Origin of the sequence: Variovorax sp. Varisp41 (genome assembly GCF_047325085.1) — a bacterium.
In the GTDB taxonomy this organism is placed as follows: Bacteria; Pseudomonadota; Gammaproteobacteria; order Burkholderiales; family Burkholderiaceae_C; genus Variovorax.
The window spans coordinates 1,638,789-1,657,539 of the sequence record NZ_CP168540.1 but is presented as its reverse complement, the minus strand read 5'-3'; the positions used below and the strand labels follow the sequence as shown (position 1 = coordinate 1,657,539).

Genomic DNA, 18,751 nt, shown 5'->3' with positions numbered 1-18,751 from the left:
GCACGCCCAAGGCCTCGGCACCTTCGGCCACCATTGGCGCCACTCCCGTGAATTTCGACATCGGCCTGATGAGCTACGAGCGCGTGACCGCCGAGATGAGCAAGGCGGCACCGGGAATTACTTCCGAGCAAGTCCAGACTTTCATTGCGGTCGCGCGTGGTGTCCGATGCTCGCAGATTGAAATCAGCAAGATCACAGGGTTCTCTCGACAGGCTACTTCACGGCATGTTGCCAAGCTGGTGAGCGTCGGCCTGTTGGTTCAGCACAGAGACCCAGAGAATCGCAGGCGTCGGGTAGTCCGCCTCACAGCGCTTGGGCGGCTTGTTCCGGCATCTCTTCGCTACCCCTCCAAAACTTTCAACGCTCCATGAGCGAGGCTGCGAAGTTCGCCTGAGTAGCCCTGGAGGCTCCGGAGTTACGCAGAACCCGGGAGGGGCATCCTGGCGATTTGTGAGTACGAGTTCTAGTGCCAAGGGTTTGCGGATTTCACATCAAAGGTATAAACCTTCGCGTGAAATTTGTGTTCAATGCTCTGAATATAGTCCACGTCAGCATCGGAGAAGGTGCCAATGTAAATGCTCCAAAGCTTTGGAGGTGCATTACTGCCCGCATGAGCCGCTCTATTTAGCGCATCAATTATGTGTTCATCATATTTGCCAAATCCGAATCCAAATGAGACTATCGATCCATCTGCCTCGCAGAGTTTGTCGTAGCAATTGGATAGATAGCGATTGTGGCGAATCAATGAGAGTTTTTCTTGACCATTTCCGGCTGTTACGAATATCGGGTACTCTCCCTTGTCCAATCTCGCGCCCACATTCTCTAGCAAGTAGCCTTCCTCTGAATATCTTTCTTTAATTATTTCTGCGCCAGCATCAAATAAAGGAAGTGCGCCATGCAAAAAATGAATATTTTGTCTTGCTCTGTTCGGCCCCCAGCGTAGTTCGGACCAGTCTTGCGCCTCTTCTCCGCGAGCTGCCTCTGCAGGATTCAGCAGTTCCTTACCAAACCCGTCAACTGCATTGGGGAAGTTTTGTCTCATCAAGACCCAGTAGAGAAGTAGGTCATAGTTGGTGCTGAATATGTGACCCTCCGTATCGAGGAACTGATGTAAAAATGCCGCACAGTTAATCATTTTGTCTTCAGGAATCTTGAAGACATGCTCTGGGTGAAGGGATTTAATTGCGTCTAAAAGGCTATTTTTTAGCTTTTGATGCGCATCAGTCACCTTTTTTTGGAGGTCTTTTTCTGCATCAAGTACCGCGAGTAGGGAGGAGAAGGTACTTAGTTGCTCCATGATTAATTCGAAGTTCTTTGTTTTCATGACTTCGAATAGCTTTGTTAAAGTAGGGTCATTGATCTTGACCACAAAATCAGCGAGGGCATTGTAAGAGAAAATCGATGGATCATAAGCCATGCTAAATCCATTGCCGATTAAAAGATGCATTTTTCTTTTCTTCTTTTTCAATGCGAAAACGACATCTGAGAAATTGGAAAAATGATCCATAAGTGGCTTTTTGATATTGAAGTTTCCCCATTTAATACGTCAATGGGTGATTGAAGAAAACATATCCTTACATGGAATCGATGGGCTGTCCATCAACAGAATCAAGTAATTTCGGACCTAGTCCCTGAAGCTCGTTCATGGCGTAGGTGTTCTAGGCTGTACTTGACGCACCTGCAGGGACATAAGCAGGAAAGCGTATATGGCGATGTGGTCAGCCTAAAGAGTCAGGCAGCGTCAGGCGCTACTGCGGCAGTCGCTCGGATTAGGGGCTCGTGGCGGGGCTGATGCGGCGCTTGAAGTCCTCGGTTTGCTTTTGCCGCAAAAATGCGAAAGCTCCCTCGAAGAAATCCGGGGGGCTCGCTTCCCCCCGTGGCCCCCTCTCGCGGCCCGGCCTGGACACCCCGATGCGTCATTCCCGGTTGCTGCTGCGCACCTCTGCCATCACTGCGCCTGCGATGGCGATGTGATACGCATCCTCTTGGTCACAGGGCTCACCCATCACCTCGGGGAAGACGGCAGGGATGGCGGCCCATATGGTGGCCTCATCGGCTGCGTGAAGGTGCGCCAAGCGGGTTGCTATTGCCGCAATCCTGGGGTTGGTGCCGTTGGGTGGGCCTTGAGTATCTTCAGTCATCAGGATGTTCACCACCAGACAGGTAGGGCGTCTCGCCAGATGCGGCAAGCAGGGATTTCCTTGCGTCCATTTTCGGGGGTGAATGAGCCTCTGTTCTCTCCTAGAAAGTCACGGTGCAAGCTGATATCTGCGCCATAGATCGGAGTCTTAATGATCTTGTACGGCAATGAGAAGCCTCCCGCCGATTGCTCCGCGCCGTCTTCAATCCATTCTCGATACTCGATATGACGACTTGCAGGGCCGTAGTGAACCGGGGTTACGGTGAGTCCTCTCCCTGCCCACCAGTAGTAAGTTCGCCCGAAGAAAATGCTGTGCAGATAGCGCTCATACAACCTCGGGCGGAAAGGAAAATCGCCGAGTGGCTCGTGTAGGGGCACGATCCAGACCAGTGCGATGCCCCGCTTTGCATAGTCCGTCGTGCGTTGAACGATGCGGGGAATGGTCAAGGCGCTCACTTGAACTTCGATTGCAACTCTCGTTGTCCCGACCCGCCCGCTGATATCTGGCACTAGGGCCTTGATCCCGTGCGCTTTGTTTTCCGGGATGAGTCGTTCTACAGCCCACTTACCTTCAGGGAAATGCGCTTGCATCAACTCGCATATCTCTGACGTGCATGCGTCATGAAGCTTCTTCTCCTTTGGACCAAGGACCGGGCTGAGCCGCGCCCGGTGCGCAAAGTGGTCCATCTTCTGAGCGCACTTGCGTAGAACAGCATCCGAGAAGCAGGTCGGACAGTAGAACGGGCCATTCGCTTTGTAGGCCGACCTTGCGTCCCATTTCTCATGCGTGTAGAGGTTCTTGGCAATGCCGCGAAAGAGGCCATAGCAGCCTACTTCTTCGGCGTCTCGCTGGCGCTCATCTGAGTCGCTATGTTCGTCGTCCAGTGCCATGCGCCATTTATAGCCATTCATTCCTATGTCGTAGAACTAAATGTTGGGCGCTGACATTTGCGCCGTCTGTCCAAAATCGACCGGATACGGACACCCCTGGACTGGGTGTTCAAAAAATAGATTGACGACATTTTGGGCATGCGCGATGATTCGGACATCCTTTCCGTACATCAAGAGGTCCCTCATGTCCCGCGTGTTTGCATATTGCCGCGTCTCCACTGCTGACCAGACCACCGAGAACCAAGTCAAGGAGATTGCTGCGGCAGGCTTCAGTGTGACCCCTCAGCGCACCATCACGGAAACCGTGTCGGGTTCCGTAGCGGCCTCCGAGCGGGCCGGCTTTGGGATGCTCCTCAACAAGCTGGAGGCGGGAGATGTTCTTGTGGTCACCAAGCTCGACCGCCTCGGGCGCAACGCGATGGATGTTCGGGCGACCGTCGAGGGCCTCGCGGGGATGGGCGTGCGGGTGCATTGCTTGGCTCTCGGGGGAGTGGACCTTGCGAGCCCTGCGGGGAAGATGACGATGGGCGTTGTTGCTGCTGTCGCGGAGTTCGAGCGGGACCTTCTTATCGAGCGGACTCAGGCGGGATTGGCTCGGGCGAAGGCTGAGGGTAGACAGTTGGGTCGTCCAATGTCCTTGCGTCCGGTGCAAATTGCGGAGATTCAGGATCGACTTGCAAGCGGGAAATTCTCCGTGGCGGGCTTGGCCGCAGGCTACGCGACAAGTAGGCAGACGATCATGCGTATCAGGGATGCGATGACGCCAGACTTAGGAACACACACACGTCCTTCGGAATGAACCCCCTGCGGGGCTTCTCATTAGAGAATCGATGGCATGGAACCTTCCCTCGACATCCGTAAGCTTCGTCCTGGCCTGTACACCTACCGCCTGACCGTGGGCGGCGAGCCGCTGGCCGAACCAACTGAGGCCCATTCGACCATCTCCGAGTGTCTTCAGGATGCCGCGCAGGAAATCGGAGACGGCTTTCCCTCGGTGCGGGTTAGCTACGGCGCGACGGGCTTGGGAAGTTTCCCGGTGGGGCTCCTCGCGGGTGATCCGGAGGGGCTCGCGGATGAACTCATGGAGCGTGTGTCGGCGCTGATTGACGCGCACAGGGGCTAGAACCTGCACCACTCGTCAAACGACACCTCTCCTTGTATCGGCTGTGCGTTGTTCAGGTATAGCGTCCAAGCTATCGGGCGCTCCAAGCGCCTGAGTTCTGCAAAGATATCGGGATCGACCTCCACACAGAATTCTGGGAAGCGGCCCCCTGAGGGATCGTAGTCCTGGCGTTGGCCGGGATGCAGGAGGAAACGCGTTCCATCAGGGAACGGATCGCCAAAGGAGACGCGGACGATCTCCGCGCCTCCTGGGTCTCTGGCCCGTGTGACCATATGCGAATACAGGCCGTGCATGTGCATCATGCCAACGCCACCGAAGCGCGAGTCGCGAAAGGCTCTCGACGGCACATCTACGTTCAGCCACCATTTTTCAAGACTCACGTTCCCAACGTTAGCGATTGAAACTCTAAGGAGGTATCGATGCAGGTCTTGCAGTTGTTGGACGGCCTGAGTTTGAACGTCAATTTCGGCGACAGGTCGCGTACCACGCGCCATTAAATCGCGAATACGAAAGTCCTGAATGGGTGCGGTGGATACGCCCGCTCGTTGGTAATACCTCAGGTCGCCCAGATTCTGATGCGCCGTACCGGCCGCCCGCACATCGATCACGATTACTCGTCCACCCTCAACCGCTATCTCTTCTATGTCGAAATCATGGAAGCGGGGACTGGTGTTGTCGCGAATCGTTGTACTAAGCCAATCCTTGTCCAGAGAGTTATCTACCACGGGGGCAAGGCCCGTTGCCACCGGGATGCCGTCAACTCTCTCCTCTGTAATCCCGTAGAGCAGCTTGCCTCCATCGGCATTTGCGAGGCCTGTGACATCTTTTATCAACTCGGTCCGTCTATCGTTTTGCCGTCCCAGTGCTTCACCACGCTTGAAGTCCATGTAGAGCGATTCTTGAGCACGGCTATCGATGAGGTGTTGAACGTCCCTGGCATTCATGGTCGTGTCCTTCTTCTACAGCAGCATACAACGACTAGCGTGAGTCGTCTGTCGTGATAGAGGGGATGCAAATTTCAGTTCTTCTTGACCAAGTATGGGATAGGTCACCCGACCCAGTCTTGCCGCGAGGTACTGATGGGGTCGTGATTTCCCCCCCGATTAGGGGTGGCCGCCTGCGATTGGGTACGGCCGGCACCAACCCAACGCATCAACCAACAGCTATCTCTATTCACATGCAGAATTTCACCATCGCGCACAACCGCCATCAGATGTATCTCGCACAGGCGGTGAATTGAGCCGCACGCACGGCCACGCAGTGAACGGCCACATGTCGCCCACATACCTCTCGTGGGTCCACATGAAAGACCGTTGCACTAATCCGAACTTCAATCAGTACCACCGCTACGGTGGTCGCGGCATTACTTTTGATCCGCGATGGGCGGCCTTCGAGAACTTCCTAGCCGACATGGGGGAGCGTCTCCCCGGAACTTCGCTGGATCGCAAAGACAACAGCGGGCCCTACTGCAAGGCCAACTGCAGATGGGCGACGCGGGAGCAACAAGCGAACAACCGCAGCAGCAGTCGAAATGTGACTATCCAAGGCGAGACCCGCACGGTGACGCAATGGACGCGCCACTTCGGCATCAGTGCGGGCACCGTAAAGGATCGTCAGGCACGCGGGTGGCCCATCGGGAAAGCGCTAAAGACGCCCAAGCAGCCTAGGGGGAGGCCACGCCAAAACGATTACCCCCCCGACTAGGAGACTGGAGTCATATTCGCAACGGGCCCGGCGCCGACTGGCTGGCCGGTGCTGGCATCCGAGCGCATCTGCAGGTCCCCTTTGGGGGCCGCTGCGAGACCATCGAAGGGGGCGATGGCATCGTGATGCGTGAGGGGGTAGGGGGAGCACCTAAAGGTGTCTAGAAGCTTTCCTTCACGATTTCTGAAGGTGCATCCTAATGAGGATGATCAGAAGAAGAAAAAACTTAGAGATTCAACCTGAAGGTGAGCCAGTTGATGACCTATAGCGGGGCCTTCGGCGTAAGGCCAACTGTGGTCATTCGGTCAGCGCCTTACCAAGAGGTTCTTTCATGCTCTTATCTGCACAGTCTCTTTTTGCATTATGGGATGTGCGTGAGAGTATCTGTCCACCGCTTTCTATCTCGCGCCGTGTTTCCCCAATGCGGGTTTCAGTGCCATCCAAAGACCATCTTCCACTGCTTGCACGAGAGAGTCTGTCTTGTCCGTAAAGGTGATGTATGAGATCGCGAGTTCCAGGTCCAAGGCTTTCGCCCAGCGGCCCATATGCATTGCATAGGTTCTCCCTGATTTGTCGTCTAGATGCTGTGCAATTCGTGCTCGGAGCTTTTTGGAACGCCCTACGTAGATTACGGAGGGCTTCTTGTGCGTATCGATGCGGCGGCAAAATGCGACCTTGTTGTCGGGGTCAGTGTTCCCATCGCGTGCGGTACTGAAAGCGCTGCGGAGGATGGAAAATTTCTGCGCAGTAGGGGCGGTCAATCCGATGACGTATACGTGATCGGTGTTGATGTCCTCTTTTCTGTTCCCGGTTGGTAGTGCGTTCAGTAACGTGCGCTCGGCGGCTCCGCCAAGATTTTGGAGCCGCAACGTGAGTACGGCGGACGGGGGTGGGCATTTCAGCTTCCGCAGGTCTCCTTGCGTGTCTTGGAGAACCGTGCACGCGTTTTTCATGGCGTTCCCAAACACCGTTTTAATCATTTCTTTTCCTCATTTGATTTTGCTCTCTGAGTGCCTTGCGTACTCGGCTTGAACTCTACCCCGACATTTCTTCCCTTGTGGCAGCTACCAGCCCCAGCAATGGTTCTTTAGGTTGCCGATAGTCCACCCTCCGAATTCATTTCCCCGAGCCCCCACGCCCTAACCGGTGTCGGGGCTTTTTCTTTGTCTCTTCACTTCACATGAGCTTGTATATGGCACAACAGCCCCCGCGTGTGATCCGCGCCTTTTCCCTTCCGGTCCCCCAGTTCGACCAACTCAAGACTTTCCAGAGGGCACTCCAGCTTGCCGAGGACCGCGAGGTCGGGGAGGCCGCCTGCGAAGGCGATGCCCATTGGATCGACAACAGCAAAGCACTCGCCAACCTCATTCAGGAACATGGCTTGATGTCGATAGCTGCGGACCTCGCGGGTATGCGTTCAGGTGCGTTTGCTACTGCGCTGCATCTACGCGACCTCATTCCAGCCCGTGACAAGGGGGCACAGCTACCGGATGACGCTGCAGCCCATCTTGAGGCGTACCGCGTCGCTTGCGGACATGATCGCGCCATTGACGCACTCGCGGAAATTGTTCGCACGCACGCGGTCCTTGCGGAAATGGGCGCTCGCGAAGGCAGCTCGCTTTCCGTCATCGCCAAGAATGCAGAAGTAGCCAATGAGTGGCACAAGCGAGGCGTTCGAGGGGCGCCGATAGTCCCCGAGAACAGCGCGACGGCGCACTAAGGGGCGACCATGTGCGACATCATTACGCCCACGGTGCTTCTTGTTGCCTCAATGGCCGCATCAGCAGGCACTGCGATCTACAGCCAGAAGCAGAACGCCAAGGCCGTCAATCGTTCCAACGAAACCCAGCGCATCGCAACCCATGCAGCGGCCATCGAGAACTACTCGCAGGCCAACCGTCAGGGTATCGAGGACCGCGAGAACGCCTCGGTCGAAGGAACCGAGATTGCCCGCGAGCGGGCCGCCCGATTGGGCTCCGCTCGGGTCTCTGCGGGTGCAGCCGGCATCGGCGGCGCTTCGGTGGACGCTCTACTCCTCGACCTCTCCGGCAAGGGCCTCGCAGCGGGCACCACCAGCGAGATGAACTACGCCCGTCAACAGGCCGCTCGGCAGGACCAAGTGGACAACATCGGGATCAACCAGCGGTCCCAGCTCAGTCGCCTCCAAGACGTGAAGGGGCCGGGCTTCGCTGAATACCTCGGTGCCGGCCTGAAGGTGGCGAACACCTATGCATCCACGCAGATTCAATCGCAACAGAGGATCGGGAAATGAGCCGCCTTCAAGTCAATGACAACTTCGGTAGGCAGCCACTCCAGAGCCAAGCCCGCCCGGTCACCGCCCCGAAGTAACCCTTCCGCGTCCCCCTCAAAGCCCCCGCAGGTTCACGCCTCGGGGGCTTTTTTTTCATCGAGAGCGCACGGGTCAGAACGCGTTGTCCTTACTCCCAAGGCGGGCGGATTGCCTCAATAGCTTCAGATGTCGCACTCTCTACCGGGGGAGCCAGATCGACAATTTGTGGCTGAATCTCGATTGGCAACTGAGCGCGAACAGCCTTTACCCGGCTCTTCAAGTGTGATGCGGATGTGACGTGAAATCGCCCTAGTTGCCCCACTTTGTGCGCGGCTTTGTCGGCCATCGCGAGCAACGTCGTGGCGTCTGCACCGGCCTCATGAGCAAGCTCAAGCTGCCTTACCTGGGCTCGAACTTGCGACCGCTTCTTAGGGCTGAGAGAGGGTTTGCGGTTGACGATCAGTTTCGTAGCAATCATCGGTTCGCTTGCGGAGAAAACCTCGTGCTTTCCCCTCCCGGCCTTCAACCCATGTCGCGCGAGCATCCCGTAGACCTGCGCAATGATCCAAGTCTGAGTTTCCTTGCTTAGGTGTTGAGCCGAAGACGCTGCCATGTCGTCCACATACCTGGAATAGGTGATGCCTCGATCAGCGAGCTTGGCGTGAAGCAGCGGCTCGTGCCTCCACATCGCAAGATTGGCAATGTAGGAACTGGTGATCGCGCCTTGGGGCAGGGCACCGTCTTTCGTTGTCAGTGCCGTCAGCAATTGGGCCACTTCGGGCGAAAAGCGAAAGAAGCCGAGCCACACGTCAGCAACGAGGTCCGCCTTGACCGACGGAAAAAACTTCTTCACGTCCTCGCAGATCAGTATCTGCTTGTTTGTATGCAGTCTCGCGTTGGTCACATAGTCCCGCCCTTTCAGACTGCCCTGAAGGTAGTCGGGGAAGTACACGTTGGAAAAAATGACCTCCTTGATACGCCTGTGAGCTACCTTCAATTGACCTATGGCGTCAAAAGTCTGACGCGTTGACCCCGGTTCGGGCTTTACCGTGCGATAGCGCCGATTTGCATCTACTGCGAGCGCGAGAAGTTCCTGCTCTGAAAAGCCCAAGGCTTTGGCTAAAGCGCGGACACTCTTGATCGGACTACAACGATAGCTCGGCTTGTTCAGGGATAGGGCCATTCAGCAGCTCCAGGGCGGTGATCGCTAGTTGTCCTGCAAGGTCGCGATTCAACTGCCCCAACTCGCCATCCTCCGCGCCGAGAAAGAAAAGAATTTCAATCGGCATTACCAATGCAGCCGCAATGCGGCGCAGCGTGGACAACGGCGGGTCACGGCGCCCGCGTTCCAACAATGAAAGGTAAGACACCGAGATGCCCGCCCGCTTGGCGAGTGCCGCTTGTGAGAGCTTCCGCGTTGACCTCGCGAGCTGGATGGCCTGTCCGATGTTCATGACTACGTCCGAATGAAGTCCAAGAATGGGCTTGGGGTGCCCATGACGGCCTCACAGCCAGTTACGCAGGTTTGTCGCAATGCTGACAACCGCCGCAACCGCCTGGAGGGCACGAAGCTTTAGCGCTGCCGCTTCAGTCGTGCTCTGTGGGTGGTCTCGAAGCCGTTCCAGCAACGCGATTGCACCGTCCAGTTCCTTCAATGCACCAATGTCGAGTTGGCTACTGCAAACATCGCGGGTCTTCTTCAGACCGTTGATGACGTTCGTCAAAGTTTGTGCGTCCATTCGGACCTCCTTACAGGACACCATGCCCTGCTTCCCCGTTTCAAGGTAGCGCCGTAAAGGAGCCAACTCGACACCAACCAAGCCCACCACAGATGCCACGCTGCAGAATCGCCTTCCCCCTCTGAGAACGAAGCCATTCAGACTTCGCCTCGCGGGCGTCGAGGTCTTCCTGCTGGCCTCAGTTGGTCTTAGCCAACCGTGCCGCGTTACAAGCCACGTTACTGTCCACGTAGCGACCTCGTTGAGGAGGTCCCGATCACTGAGCCTTACCTTGCGGGTTGAGGAATCACAAAACTTATCGAACCGCAGCAGCGCGATCACGCGCCGCCATGGAAGCTATTGTACGTACTATTCGACTGAAAATTTATCTGTCAGTACGTGGTCGTTGTAACCACGTGTTGAAGAAGGTTAGGGCGGCCACGAAGTGAAGCGATCGCGCGTCTCGCAAGCGCCACTGCGTGGCTCGATTTAGGGACAACCGCGAGCGCGGGTAGTTTTGCTACTTCGTGCGTTCGCGGCTCACTTGACGAGCGCCAAAACTGGAGCCTTGAGGGCCGGGTACTGGATGGCTTCGACGGCCTCCCGAACTTCCTGCATCGTCCTGTGGTCGTACACCGTGGTCCCGATGCTTCCCACTGTCTTGTGTCCGGTTACCTTGTCCATCGTGCCCTCGCTGTGGCCCGCTTTGCGCATCAGTGGACGCACCGTGTGCCGGAAGCAATGGAAGTCGGGGCGGGTGCCGGTTAGGCCCAAGGCATTGCGATGCTCCTTGAACCAGCGCCCGAAGTAGTCGCTCGGCTTCCCTTCACGCAAGGGAAGGGCGGGCCATAGAGAGTCGCTGCGGGAATCCTTGACGGTTTGCACATACCGGAGAAATCCGAGTCGCACCAACTCGCTATGAATGGGCACGCTGCGGTGTCCCGCGTCACTCTTGATGCTCTGGCCTTCGCCTTCGTTGGTCAGCACAAGGACATCAATGCCCTCGACCTTCTGAACATCGACCGTGCGAAGCTGGCAGAGTTCTCCGAGGCGGGTTCCTGTGAAGAGGCCCAGGAGAGGAATCCAATAGGCTGCCTCGCGACCTGCGTAGCGGGCATCGGGCAGGGCGTAGGCGGTGTGCAGTGGCGCCGAGAACAGCGCGGTCAGTTCGGCATTCGTCCACGGTCTACGCTTGTTCGTCGTGGTGGTCTTGATGTCCAGGCCGCGCCACGGCTGCTTGGGTATCCACTCAAGAGTTTCGTAAGCGAACTTCAAGAGGGACTTGATGTTCGTCAAACGGTCGCGCGCGGTCTTTGTCGTGTTGCAGGTCTCGCGCAACCAGGTTCGGTATGTGTCGCCGATCTCTCGTGTGATGTCGATAAGAGCGAGGCCTTTGTGCTGACCCTCGAACTGCTTCAGGGCCCGCTCATAGACTGCGAGGGAGTCAGTGGAGCGGGCTTTGTCGCCTGACACTTTCCACTTGTCGTAGACATCGCGCAGGGTTCGGGCTTTGGCCTTGGCTGCGGCCGCGATGGTCTGTGAGGTTTGTGGCAATACCGGCGTTTCAATGGCCTCGCCGGCATCTCTCTGGGCGGCTTCTTGTCGTGCTTTGCGATACGCCAGGAGGCATACGGCTAGAGCCTCCTGAGCGCCTTCTCCGTTGGGATCGAATGCGATCCCGAGTTTGAGAGCCTCAAAGCGCACCAGGGGAAGGACGGCGGCACGCCTGCGCTTTGCCAGATCGGCCCCCGCGCGGGCATCAAGGAGAGCGTTCAACCCCGCCAAGGTTTCGGCGTCGTCGTCGCTGAGGCCCGCCCCTGGTGAGGTGTCGCGCAGCGGAGGGCTGAAGGGCGTCGGGCCGCCGATGCAAAGCGCGGTACGCCACCGGTGTTCGGCGGCCTTTACCGCATCGGTGAATGGGGCAAGTGTTGTGGCGTCATCGCGTAAGGCGTCGTCCTGTCGGAGCACCCTAGCGCGGACCCTAAGGGCCAGCTCTTGGGCCAGCTCTGGCGTGATGACCGAAAGCGGTAGGGGCTTCAGTTCGCGGCGCTTTGCTGCGAATTCAGCCAGCCATTCGGCTCGCTTCATGGTGCCCCGCGTGGTGGCCTCTCGGCGGTCGCTGGTGCCTAGAGCGAGGTTCACCACTCGCCTACCGTAGACCTCGCGAAGGTCGGGTGGGATAACGATGTTGAGGTACCACCGCGATCCCCGCGCATTGAGCCCCGTGAGGGTGCTTGCCATGTCTTTCTCCAAGGTCATGGCTGTGCGAGGTTCTACAGGAAGGTTCTACAGACCGAGGCTCGAAACCCCTTGTCAGCGCGTAAGTTCTTGAGAACTCACGGCTTTCTCGATGTTAGTTGACGAGCCTTACCCCTGGCACTGACTACGCAGTTAGGGCTGCTTGGTTCCCCACCTGACCCGGTTGGCCACTTCACCATGCAGGGAGGCCCGTCAGGGTCGATTCTAACCTCGCTCGCGTTGCCCCCTTCGCCGGGGCGGTGAATCGATCGATGAGAAACATCGAAGAGGCGGATGCCGAAGGCCCCCTTCGCGGCTTTTAGAATGGGCGCAATGTCCTATATCGTGCTCGCCCGCAAGTTCCGTCCGAAAACCTTCGCTGAGATGGTCGGTCAGGGGCACGTGGTGCAGGCGCTCGAGAACGCGCTCACCACCCAGCGCCTGCACCACGCCTACCTGTTCACCGGCACGCGCGGCGTGGGCAAGACCACCGTCTCGCGCATCCTGGCCAAGTCGCTCAACTGCCAGGGCCCGGACGGGCAGGGCGGCATCACCGCCACGCCCTGCGGCGTGTGCCAGGCCTGCCGCGACATCGACGCCGGCCGCTTCGTCGACTACACCGAGCTCGACGCGGCCTCGAACCGCGGCGTCGATGAAGTGCAGTCGCTGCTCGAGCAGGCGGTCTACAAGCCGGTACAGGGCCGCTTCAAGGTCTTCATGATCGACGAAGTGCACATGCTGACCAACACCGCGTTCAACGCGATGCTGAAGACGCTCGAGGAGCCGCCCGAGTACCTCAAGTTCGTGCTGGCCACCACCGATCCGCAGAAGGTGCCGGTCACGGTGCTGTCGCGCTGCCTGCAGTTCAACCTGCGCCCGATGGCGCCCGAGACGGTGCTCGAGCACCTGACCTCGGTGCTGCAGACCGAGCAGGTGCCGGCCGAGCCGCAGGCGCTGCGCCTGCTCGCGCGCGCGGCGCGCGGCTCGATGCGCGACGCGCTCTCGCTGACCGACCAGGCGATCGCCTTCGGCAACGGCGAGCTGGTCGAGGCCGGCGTGCGCCAGATGCTCGGCAGCGTCGACCGCGGCCATGTGTTCCGCCTGATCGAGGCGCTCGCGCAGGGCGACGGCAAGACCGTGGTCGAGACCTCCGAGGCGCTGCGCATCGACGGCATGTCGGCTGCTTCCACGCTCGAGGAAATGACGGCGGTGCTGCAGGCCATGGCGGTGCTGCAGGCCGTGCCTTCGCGCGCCGAGGCCGCCACGTCCAGCACCGACCCCGACGCGGCCGACACCGCGCGGCTCGCGCTGCTGATGCCGGCCGACGAGACCCAACTGCTCTACAGCCTGTGCCTGCACGGCCGCGGCGAGCTCGGCCTCGCGCCCGACGAATACGCCGCGCTCACGATGGTGCTGCTGCGGCTGCTGGCGTTCAAGCCTGCGCAGAACGCGGCCGGCTCGGCCTCCGCGGAAAAAAAAACTCTGAATAACGCCCCGGCGGCGGCGCCGGCACCCGTTGCCGCCCCCGTGCAGCCGCCGCGGCCGATCCCGGTGCGCAGCATGTCGGCCGAAGTGCCGCGTCCGGCGCCCGCTGCCGCACCTGCGCAACCGTCGATCGCCGCCCCCGCGGGCCATCGTCTGCCGGTCGTCGACCAGCCCGTGCGCCGCCCCGAGGCGCGTCCGCCCGAGGACGTGCCCGAACCCGATCCCGCCCCGGTGGTCGCCGTGCCGATGCGCGTGCAGCCGCCGCCCGGCGCGCGCGACACGCCGCGCGACGGTGCCCAGGCACCCGCCGCGCCGATCCCGCCGAGCGAGGAGGGCGACTTCTGGTTCGCCACCGTCACGCAGCTGATCGCGGCCGAGAGCATCGCCGCGCTCACGCGCGAACTCGCTCTGCAGTCGCAGCTGGTGGCGCGCGACACCGACCAGTGGCTGCTGCGCATCGAGCGCGAGTCGCTCAACCAGCCCTCGAGCCGCGAGAAGCTGATCGCCGCGCTGGCCGCGATCGGCCACGAGGTCAAGCTCGCGATCGAGGTCGGCGGCGTGGTCGACAGCCCGGCACGCCGCAACAAGGCCGCCGCCGACGAGCGCCAGCGCATCGCCGAGGAAGCGATCCGCAGCGATCCCGAGATCCAGGCCCTGATGCGCGACTTCGACGCGAGGATCGTCCCGGGCTCGCTCAAACCGGCCTGAGCGCGGCGGGCCACGCGCAGCGGCGACAATCGGCCGTGGCCCTTGCGGCGGCGAGGCTTCGCCGCCAACTGCGCTTCCATCTCTTATCCTTTCCCATCCACCCAACCGATCCACAGGACCAACGATGTTCAACAAAGGACAACTGGCCGGCCTCATGAAGCAGGCGCAGGCAATGCAGGACAACCTCAAGAAGGCCCAGGAAGAACTGGCCCACATCGAGGTCGAGGGCGAATCGGGCGCCGGCCTCGTGAAGGTCGTGATGACCTGCAAGCACGACGTCAAGCGCATCACCATCGACCCGAGCCTGCTGGCCGACGACAAGGACATGCTCGAGGACCTCGTGGCCGCTGCCTTCAACGCCGCCGTGCGCAAGGCCGAGGAGACCAGCGAGCAGAAGATGGGCAAGCTGACCGCCGGCATGCCGGGCCTGCCCCCGGGCATGAAGCTGCCGTTCTGATGCCGCCGCGCCACCAAGGCTGACGTGTCCGACGCCGGTTCCCTCGACGCGCTCGTCGATGCGCTGCGCCGCCTGCCGGGCGTGGGCGTCAAGTCGGCCTCGCGCATGGCCTTCCACCTGCTGCAGCACGACCGCGAGGGCGCGCAGCTGCTCGCGCGCGCCCTGCAGCAGGCGGCGGGGCAGGTGCGCCATTGCGAGCGCTGCAACACCTTCACCGAGATGCCGGTGTGCAACGTCTGCCTCGACGTGCGGCGCGACCCGACCAAGCTCTGCGTGGTCGAGACGCCGGCCGACCAGGCCGCGCTCGAGCGCACCAACGCCTTTCGCGGCTACTACTTCGTGCTGATGGGCAAGCTCAGCCCGCTCGACGGCATCGGTCCCAAGGACCTGGGCCTGCAGAAGCTGTTCGAGCGCGCGCTCGATGGCACGGTGGCCGAGGTGATCCTCGCGACCAACTTCACGGCCGAGGGCGAAGCCACGGCGCATGTCATCGGCGATGCGCTGCGCCAGCGCGGCCTCACCGTCACGCGGCTCGCGCGCGGCGTGCCCGCGGGCAGCGAGCTCGAGTACGTGGACCTCGGCACCATCGCGCACGCGCTGGTCGACCGGCGCTGATCCCGCGGCGGCCACCGCCGCCGCGCATCCAAGAGATTCCGGAGACACCATGACCCTGTCGCTGCTCACCGTCGCCTACTGGTGCGTCTTCATCGCCTGCGGCCTGCCGTACCTCGCGGCCTGGATCGCCAAGGCCGGCGCCTTCCGGCCCAGCGACAACGCGCAGCCGCGCGACTGGGCCGCCAGGCAGGCGGGCTGGCGCGCGCGCGCCAACGCCGCGCAGGCCAACAGCTTCGAGGGGCTGCCCTTCTTCATCGGCGCGGTGATCATCGCGCACCAGCTCGGCGCCGCGCAGCTGTGGATCGACCGCCTCGCGATCGCCTACGTGCTGCTGCGCGTGGCCTATCTCGCGCTCTACATCCAGGGCATTCCGGCGCTGCGCAGCGCGGTCTGGGCAGCCGCCTTCCTGGTCAATATCGCGATCCTGTTCCTCGCGAAATAGCGCGGCTGAGAGCGGCCTTTTTCACTCTGTGAGTGGCCTTCATGCTTACGTGAAAACCCGCACGGGATGACCCCGATGCAGCGACCCTGCGCGCGCCCCTAAGCTCGATTCAGTTTCGACGAATTCCAGAGCCACCAGACGCCGCCGCAGGCCACGTTCCATGCTTCACCGCCGCACCCTCATCTCCGCCTCGGCCATCGCCGCCGCCACCATCGCGTTGCCGCGGGTGTTCGCGCAGCCGAAGCTGGAGAAAACCAAGATCTCGATCGCGGTCGGCGGCAAGGCGGCGTTCTACTACCTGCCGCTCACCATCTCCGAGCAGCTCGGCTACTTCAAGGCCGAGGGGCTCGACGTCGAGATCTCCGACTTCGCGGGCGGCGCGCGCGCGCTGCAGGCGGTGGTCGGCGGCTCGGCCGACGTGTGCTCGGGTGCCTACGAGCACACCATCAACCTGCAGGCCAAGAACCAGTTCTTCCAGGCCTTCGTGCTGCAGGGCCGCGCGCCTCAGATCGCGATGGGCGTATCGACCAAGAACATGTCGAGCTATGCCGGCATCGCCGACCTCAAGGGCAAGAAGATCGGCGTCTCGGCGCCGGGCTCGTCGACCAACATGGTGGCCAACCTCGTGCTCTCGCGCGGCGGCCTCAAGGCCAGCGACGTGAGCTACATCGGCGTGGGCGTCGCCGCCGGCGCGCTCACCGCGCTGCGCTCGGGCCAGATCGACGCCATCAGCAACACCGACCCCGTGATGACCATGCTCGAGCAGAAGGGCGACGTGAAGATCATCAGCGACACCCGCACGCTCAAGGGCACGCAACAGGTGTTCGGCGGGCCGATGCCGGCCGCCTGCCTCTATGCGCCGGTCGATTTCGTGCAGAAGAACCCCAACACCTGCCAGGCGCTGGCCAACGCGATCGTGCACGGCCTCAAGTGGCTGCAGACCGCGGGCCCGGGCGACATCATCAAGACCGTGCCCGAGACCTACCTGCTCGGCGACCGCGCGCTCTACCTCGCCTCGTTCGACAAGGTGCGCGAATCGATCGCGCCCGACGGCATCGTGCCGTCCGAGGGGCCCAAGACCGCGCTGGCCGCGATCGCGAGCTTCGATACTTCCGTCAAGGCCGACAAGATCGACCTCGCGAAAACCTACACCAACGATTTCGCACGGCGAGCGAAGGACAGGTTCAAGGCCTGACCTCGATGTCCCGCGACCCGGCTTCGGCCGGGTTTTTTCTGGGGGACGCGCATCGCCAGCCATCCAGTTCCGCCATGTCCGACCACGCACTCGAACTCCTCTCGATCAGCTGCATCTTCCATTCGAAGGACGACCCCGGCCAGCGTTACACCGCGGTGGCCGACACCACCTTGCGCGTGCGCGCCGGCGAGTTCGTGTCGGTGGTCGGTCCCACGGGCTGCGGCAAGTCGACCCTGCTCAACATCGGCGCGGGGCTGCTGCAGCCCTCGTCCGGCACGGTCAAGGTGTTCGGCCAGCCGCTTTCGGGCATCAACGCGCGCGCGGGCTACATGTTCCAGACCGAGGCGCTGATGCCCTGGCGCAGCGCCATCGACAACGTGATGGTCGGGCTGCAGTACCGCGGCGTGCCTGATGCCGAAGCGCGCCGCGAGGCCGAGGCCTGGCTCGCGCGCGTGGGCCTCGCGGGCTTCGGCGACCGCTATCCGCACCAGCTCTCGGGCGGCATGCGCAAGCGCGTGGCGCTGGCGCAGACGCTGGTGCTCGACCCCGACATCATCCTGATGGACGAGCCCTTCAGCGCGCTCGACATCCAGACCCGGCAATTGATGGAGAACGAGGTGCTCGATCTGTGGAGCGCGAAGAAGAAGGCCGTGCTGTTCATCACCCATGACCTCGACGAAGCGATCGCGATGAGCGACCGCGTGGTGGTGCTCTCGGCCGGACCGGCCACCCATCCGATCGGCGAGTTCGAGATCGACCTGCCGCGCCCGCGCGACGTGGCCGAGGTGCGCACCCAGCCGCGCTTCGTCGAGCTGCACACCCAGATCTGGGAGGTGCTGCGCGACGAGGTGCTCAAGGGCTACGCGCAGCAACTGAAGAAGGCCGCATGATGTCGCGCCTGGCCCTCAACGAACGCAACGCGCGCTTCTGGCAGCTGGTGCTGCTGGTCGTGATCCTCGTGGGCTGGCACCTGGCCTCGCGCAACCAGCAGGTGGCCTTCTTCCTCGGCGAGCCGATCCAGGTGGCCGGGCGCATCTGGAGCTGGTTCCTGCCCTTCGAGGTGCCGGCGAACCCGCTGTTTCCCGACGGGCTCAAGGGCAATGCCGACATCTACCTGCACCTGGGCACCACGCTGCTCGAGACCGTGCTGGCCTTCGGCATCGGCACCGTGATGGGCCTGAGCTGCGGGCTGTGGCTCGCGCTCGCGCCCACCGCGAGCCTGATCCTCGATCCCTACATCAAGGCCGCCAACTCGATGCCGCGCGTGATCCTCGCGCCGATCTTCGCGCTGTGGTTCGGCCTCGGCATCTGGAGCAAGGTGGCGCTGGCCGTCACGCTGGTGTTCTTCATCGTGTTCTTCAACGTCTACCAGGGCGTGCGCGAGGTGAGCCCGGTGGTGCTCGCCAATGCACGCATGCTGGGCGCCAACCAGCGCCAGCTGCTGCGCACCGTCTACCTGCCGAGCGCCACCAGCTGGGTGTTCTCGAGCCTGCACACCTCGGTGGGCCTGGCCTTCGTGGGCGCGGTGGTGGGCGAGTACCTGGGCTCGGCGCGCGGCGTCGGCTACCTGATCCTGCAGGCCGAGGGCACCTTCGACGTCAATACCGTGTTCGCGGGCATCGTGGTGTTGACGGCCTTCGCGCTCGCGCTCGATGCGCTGGTGGGCCTGATCGAGAAGCGGCTCATGAAGTGGCAGCCGCGCAGCGGCGAGACCGAGAAGCTCTGAACCGCGCGCGGCCCGAGAA

Annotated in this window: 21 protein-coding genes and 1 other RNA gene; 12 read left to right on the top strand and 10 right to left on the bottom strand. The window is 61.2% G+C overall.

The features are described 5' to 3' along the window. Nucleotides 1–47: 47 nt before the first annotated feature. Complete coding sequence (locus tag ACEN9J_RS07750) at nt 48–371, top strand: MarR family winged helix-turn-helix transcriptional regulator (RefSeq protein ID WP_413763742.1); 324 nt, start codon at nt 48–50, stop codon at nt 369–371. A gap of 92 nt (nt 372–463) precedes the next feature. Here ACEN9J_RS07750 and ACEN9J_RS07745 read toward each other — a convergent pair whose 3' ends face one another. From ACEN9J_RS07745 to ACEN9J_RS07735, 3 genes are all read right to left on the bottom strand, one after another. Then, entirely contained in the window at nt 464–1,507 is a 1,044-nt protein-coding gene (locus tag ACEN9J_RS07745) for a DUF4917 family protein (protein ID WP_413763741.1), read from the bottom strand. A gap of 409 nt (nt 1,508–1,916) precedes the next feature. Further along, nucleotides 1,917–2,153 carry a hypothetical protein gene (locus ACEN9J_RS07740; RefSeq protein WP_413763740.1) on the bottom strand — a complete coding sequence of 79 codons (237 nt, stop codon included), beginning with the start codon at nt 2,151–2,153 and terminating at the stop codon, nt 1,917–1,919. After that, nucleotides 2,150–3,031 (bottom strand): competence protein CoiA family protein, encoded by an 882-nt coding sequence (locus ACEN9J_RS07735; protein WP_413763739.1) that lies wholly within the window; start codon nt 3,029–3,031, stop codon nt 2,150–2,152. Before ACEN9J_RS07735 ends, ACEN9J_RS07740 begins: the two co-directional genes overlap by 4 nt. Before the next feature lie 184 nt (nt 3,032–3,215). On the opposite strand from ACEN9J_RS07735, the gene ACEN9J_RS07730 reads away from it, so the two are divergent. Both ACEN9J_RS07730 and ACEN9J_RS07725 read left to right on the top strand, forming a co-directional pair. Continuing rightward, complete coding sequence (locus ACEN9J_RS07730) at nt 3,216–3,830, top strand: recombinase family protein (protein ID WP_413763738.1); 615 nt, start codon at nt 3,216–3,218, stop codon at nt 3,828–3,830. Nucleotides 3,831–3,866: 36 nt separating this feature from the next. Further along, a complete protein-coding gene (locus tag ACEN9J_RS07725) occupies nt 3,867–4,154 on the top strand; it encodes a hypothetical protein (RefSeq protein WP_413763737.1) in 288 nt (95 codons plus the stop codon). Here ACEN9J_RS07725 and ACEN9J_RS07720 read toward each other — a convergent pair. Together ACEN9J_RS07720 and ACEN9J_RS07715 are read right to left on the bottom strand one after the other, a co-directional pair. Next, entirely contained in the window at nt 4,151–5,098 is a 948-nt protein-coding gene (locus tag ACEN9J_RS07720) for a helix-turn-helix domain-containing protein (RefSeq protein ID WP_413763736.1), read from the bottom strand. The genes ACEN9J_RS07725 and ACEN9J_RS07720 overlap by 4 nt on opposite strands. 1,158 nt (nt 5,099–6,256) lie before the next feature. Then, a complete protein-coding gene (locus tag ACEN9J_RS07715; RefSeq protein ID WP_413763735.1) occupies nt 6,257–6,838 on the bottom strand; it encodes a hypothetical protein in 582 nt (193 codons plus the stop codon). A gap of 212 nt (nt 6,839–7,050) precedes the next feature. Between ACEN9J_RS07715 and ACEN9J_RS07710 the strand changes: the two genes are divergently transcribed. Together ACEN9J_RS07710 and ACEN9J_RS07705 are read left to right on the top strand one after the other, a co-directional pair. Beyond that, the gene (locus ACEN9J_RS07710) at nt 7,051–7,578 is read left to right on the top strand and encodes a hypothetical protein (RefSeq protein ID WP_413763734.1); all 528 of its coding nucleotides are present in this window, start codon (nt 7,051–7,053) and stop codon (nt 7,576–7,578) included. Between the two features lie 9 nt (nt 7,579–7,587). Then, complete coding sequence (locus ACEN9J_RS07705) at nt 7,588–8,130, top strand: hypothetical protein (RefSeq protein WP_413763733.1); 543 nt, start codon at nt 7,588–7,590, stop codon at nt 8,128–8,130. A gap of 166 nt (nt 8,131–8,296) precedes the next feature. On the opposite strand, the gene ACEN9J_RS07700 is transcribed toward ACEN9J_RS07705, so the two are convergent. From ACEN9J_RS07700 to ffs, 5 genes are all read right to left on the bottom strand, one after another. Further along, entirely contained in the window at nt 8,297–9,331 is a 1,035-nt protein-coding gene (locus ACEN9J_RS07700; RefSeq protein ID WP_413763732.1) for a reverse transcriptase family protein, read from the bottom strand. Then, entirely contained in the window at nt 9,294–9,602 is a 309-nt protein-coding gene (locus ACEN9J_RS07695) for a helix-turn-helix domain-containing protein (protein ID WP_413763731.1), read from the bottom strand. Before ACEN9J_RS07695 ends, ACEN9J_RS07700 begins: the two co-directional genes overlap by 38 nt. A gap of 51 nt (nt 9,603–9,653) precedes the next feature. Continuing rightward, nucleotides 9,654–9,887, bottom strand: a complete 234-nt coding sequence (locus tag ACEN9J_RS07690) for a hypothetical protein (protein WP_413763730.1) — start codon at nt 9,885–9,887, stop codon at nt 9,654–9,656. 519 nt (nt 9,888–10,406) lie between these two features. Continuing rightward, the gene (locus ACEN9J_RS07685; protein WP_413763729.1) at nt 10,407–12,107 is read right to left on the bottom strand and encodes a DUF6538 domain-containing protein; all 1,701 of its coding nucleotides are present in this window, start codon (nt 12,105–12,107) and stop codon (nt 10,407–10,409) included. Nucleotides 12,108–12,222: 115 nt separating this feature from the next. Then, nucleotides 12,223–12,319, bottom strand: an RNA gene (ffs, locus tag ACEN9J_RS07680) — signal recognition particle sRNA small type. A gap of 118 nt (nt 12,320–12,437) precedes the next feature. Here ffs and dnaX point away from each other — a divergent pair. The 7 genes from dnaX to ACEN9J_RS07645 all read left to right on the top strand — a co-directional run bounded on the left by dnaX (nt 12,438) and on the right by ACEN9J_RS07645 (nt 18,732). Continuing rightward, nucleotides 12,438–14,297, top strand: a complete 1,860-nt coding sequence (gene dnaX / locus ACEN9J_RS07675; RefSeq protein ID WP_413763728.1) for a DNA polymerase III subunit gamma/tau — start codon at nt 12,438–12,440, stop codon at nt 14,295–14,297. 124 nt (nt 14,298–14,421) lie between these two features. Further along, complete coding sequence (locus ACEN9J_RS07670) at nt 14,422–14,754, top strand: YbaB/EbfC family nucleoid-associated protein (RefSeq protein WP_007836669.1); 333 nt, start codon at nt 14,422–14,424, stop codon at nt 14,752–14,754. A gap of 24 nt (nt 14,755–14,778) precedes the next feature. Further along, nucleotides 14,779–15,369: a recombination mediator RecR gene (recR, locus tag ACEN9J_RS07665; protein WP_057594213.1), complete on the top strand. Its 591-nt coding sequence runs from the start codon at nt 14,779–14,781 to the stop codon at nt 15,367–15,369. A gap of 49 nt (nt 15,370–15,418) precedes the next feature. Then, nucleotides 15,419–15,811, top strand: coding sequence for an MAPEG family protein (locus ACEN9J_RS07660; protein ID WP_261213881.1), 393 nt, complete (start codon nt 15,419–15,421; stop codon nt 15,809–15,811). A 160-nt stretch (nt 15,812–15,971) separates the two neighbouring features. After that, nucleotides 15,972–17,006 (top strand): ABC transporter substrate-binding protein, encoded by a 1,035-nt coding sequence (locus tag ACEN9J_RS07655; RefSeq protein WP_057594211.1) that lies wholly within the window; start codon nt 15,972–15,974, stop codon nt 17,004–17,006. A gap of 74 nt (nt 17,007–17,080) precedes the next feature. Further along, nucleotides 17,081–17,896, top strand: a complete 816-nt coding sequence (locus tag ACEN9J_RS07650) for an ABC transporter ATP-binding protein (protein WP_057594210.1) — start codon at nt 17,081–17,083, stop codon at nt 17,894–17,896. After that, complete coding sequence (locus ACEN9J_RS07645; protein ID WP_413763727.1) at nt 17,893–18,732, top strand: ABC transporter permease; 840 nt, start codon at nt 17,893–17,895, stop codon at nt 18,730–18,732. Before ACEN9J_RS07650 ends, ACEN9J_RS07645 begins: the two co-directional genes overlap by 4 nt. Nucleotides 18,733–18,751: the final 19 nt, after the last annotated feature.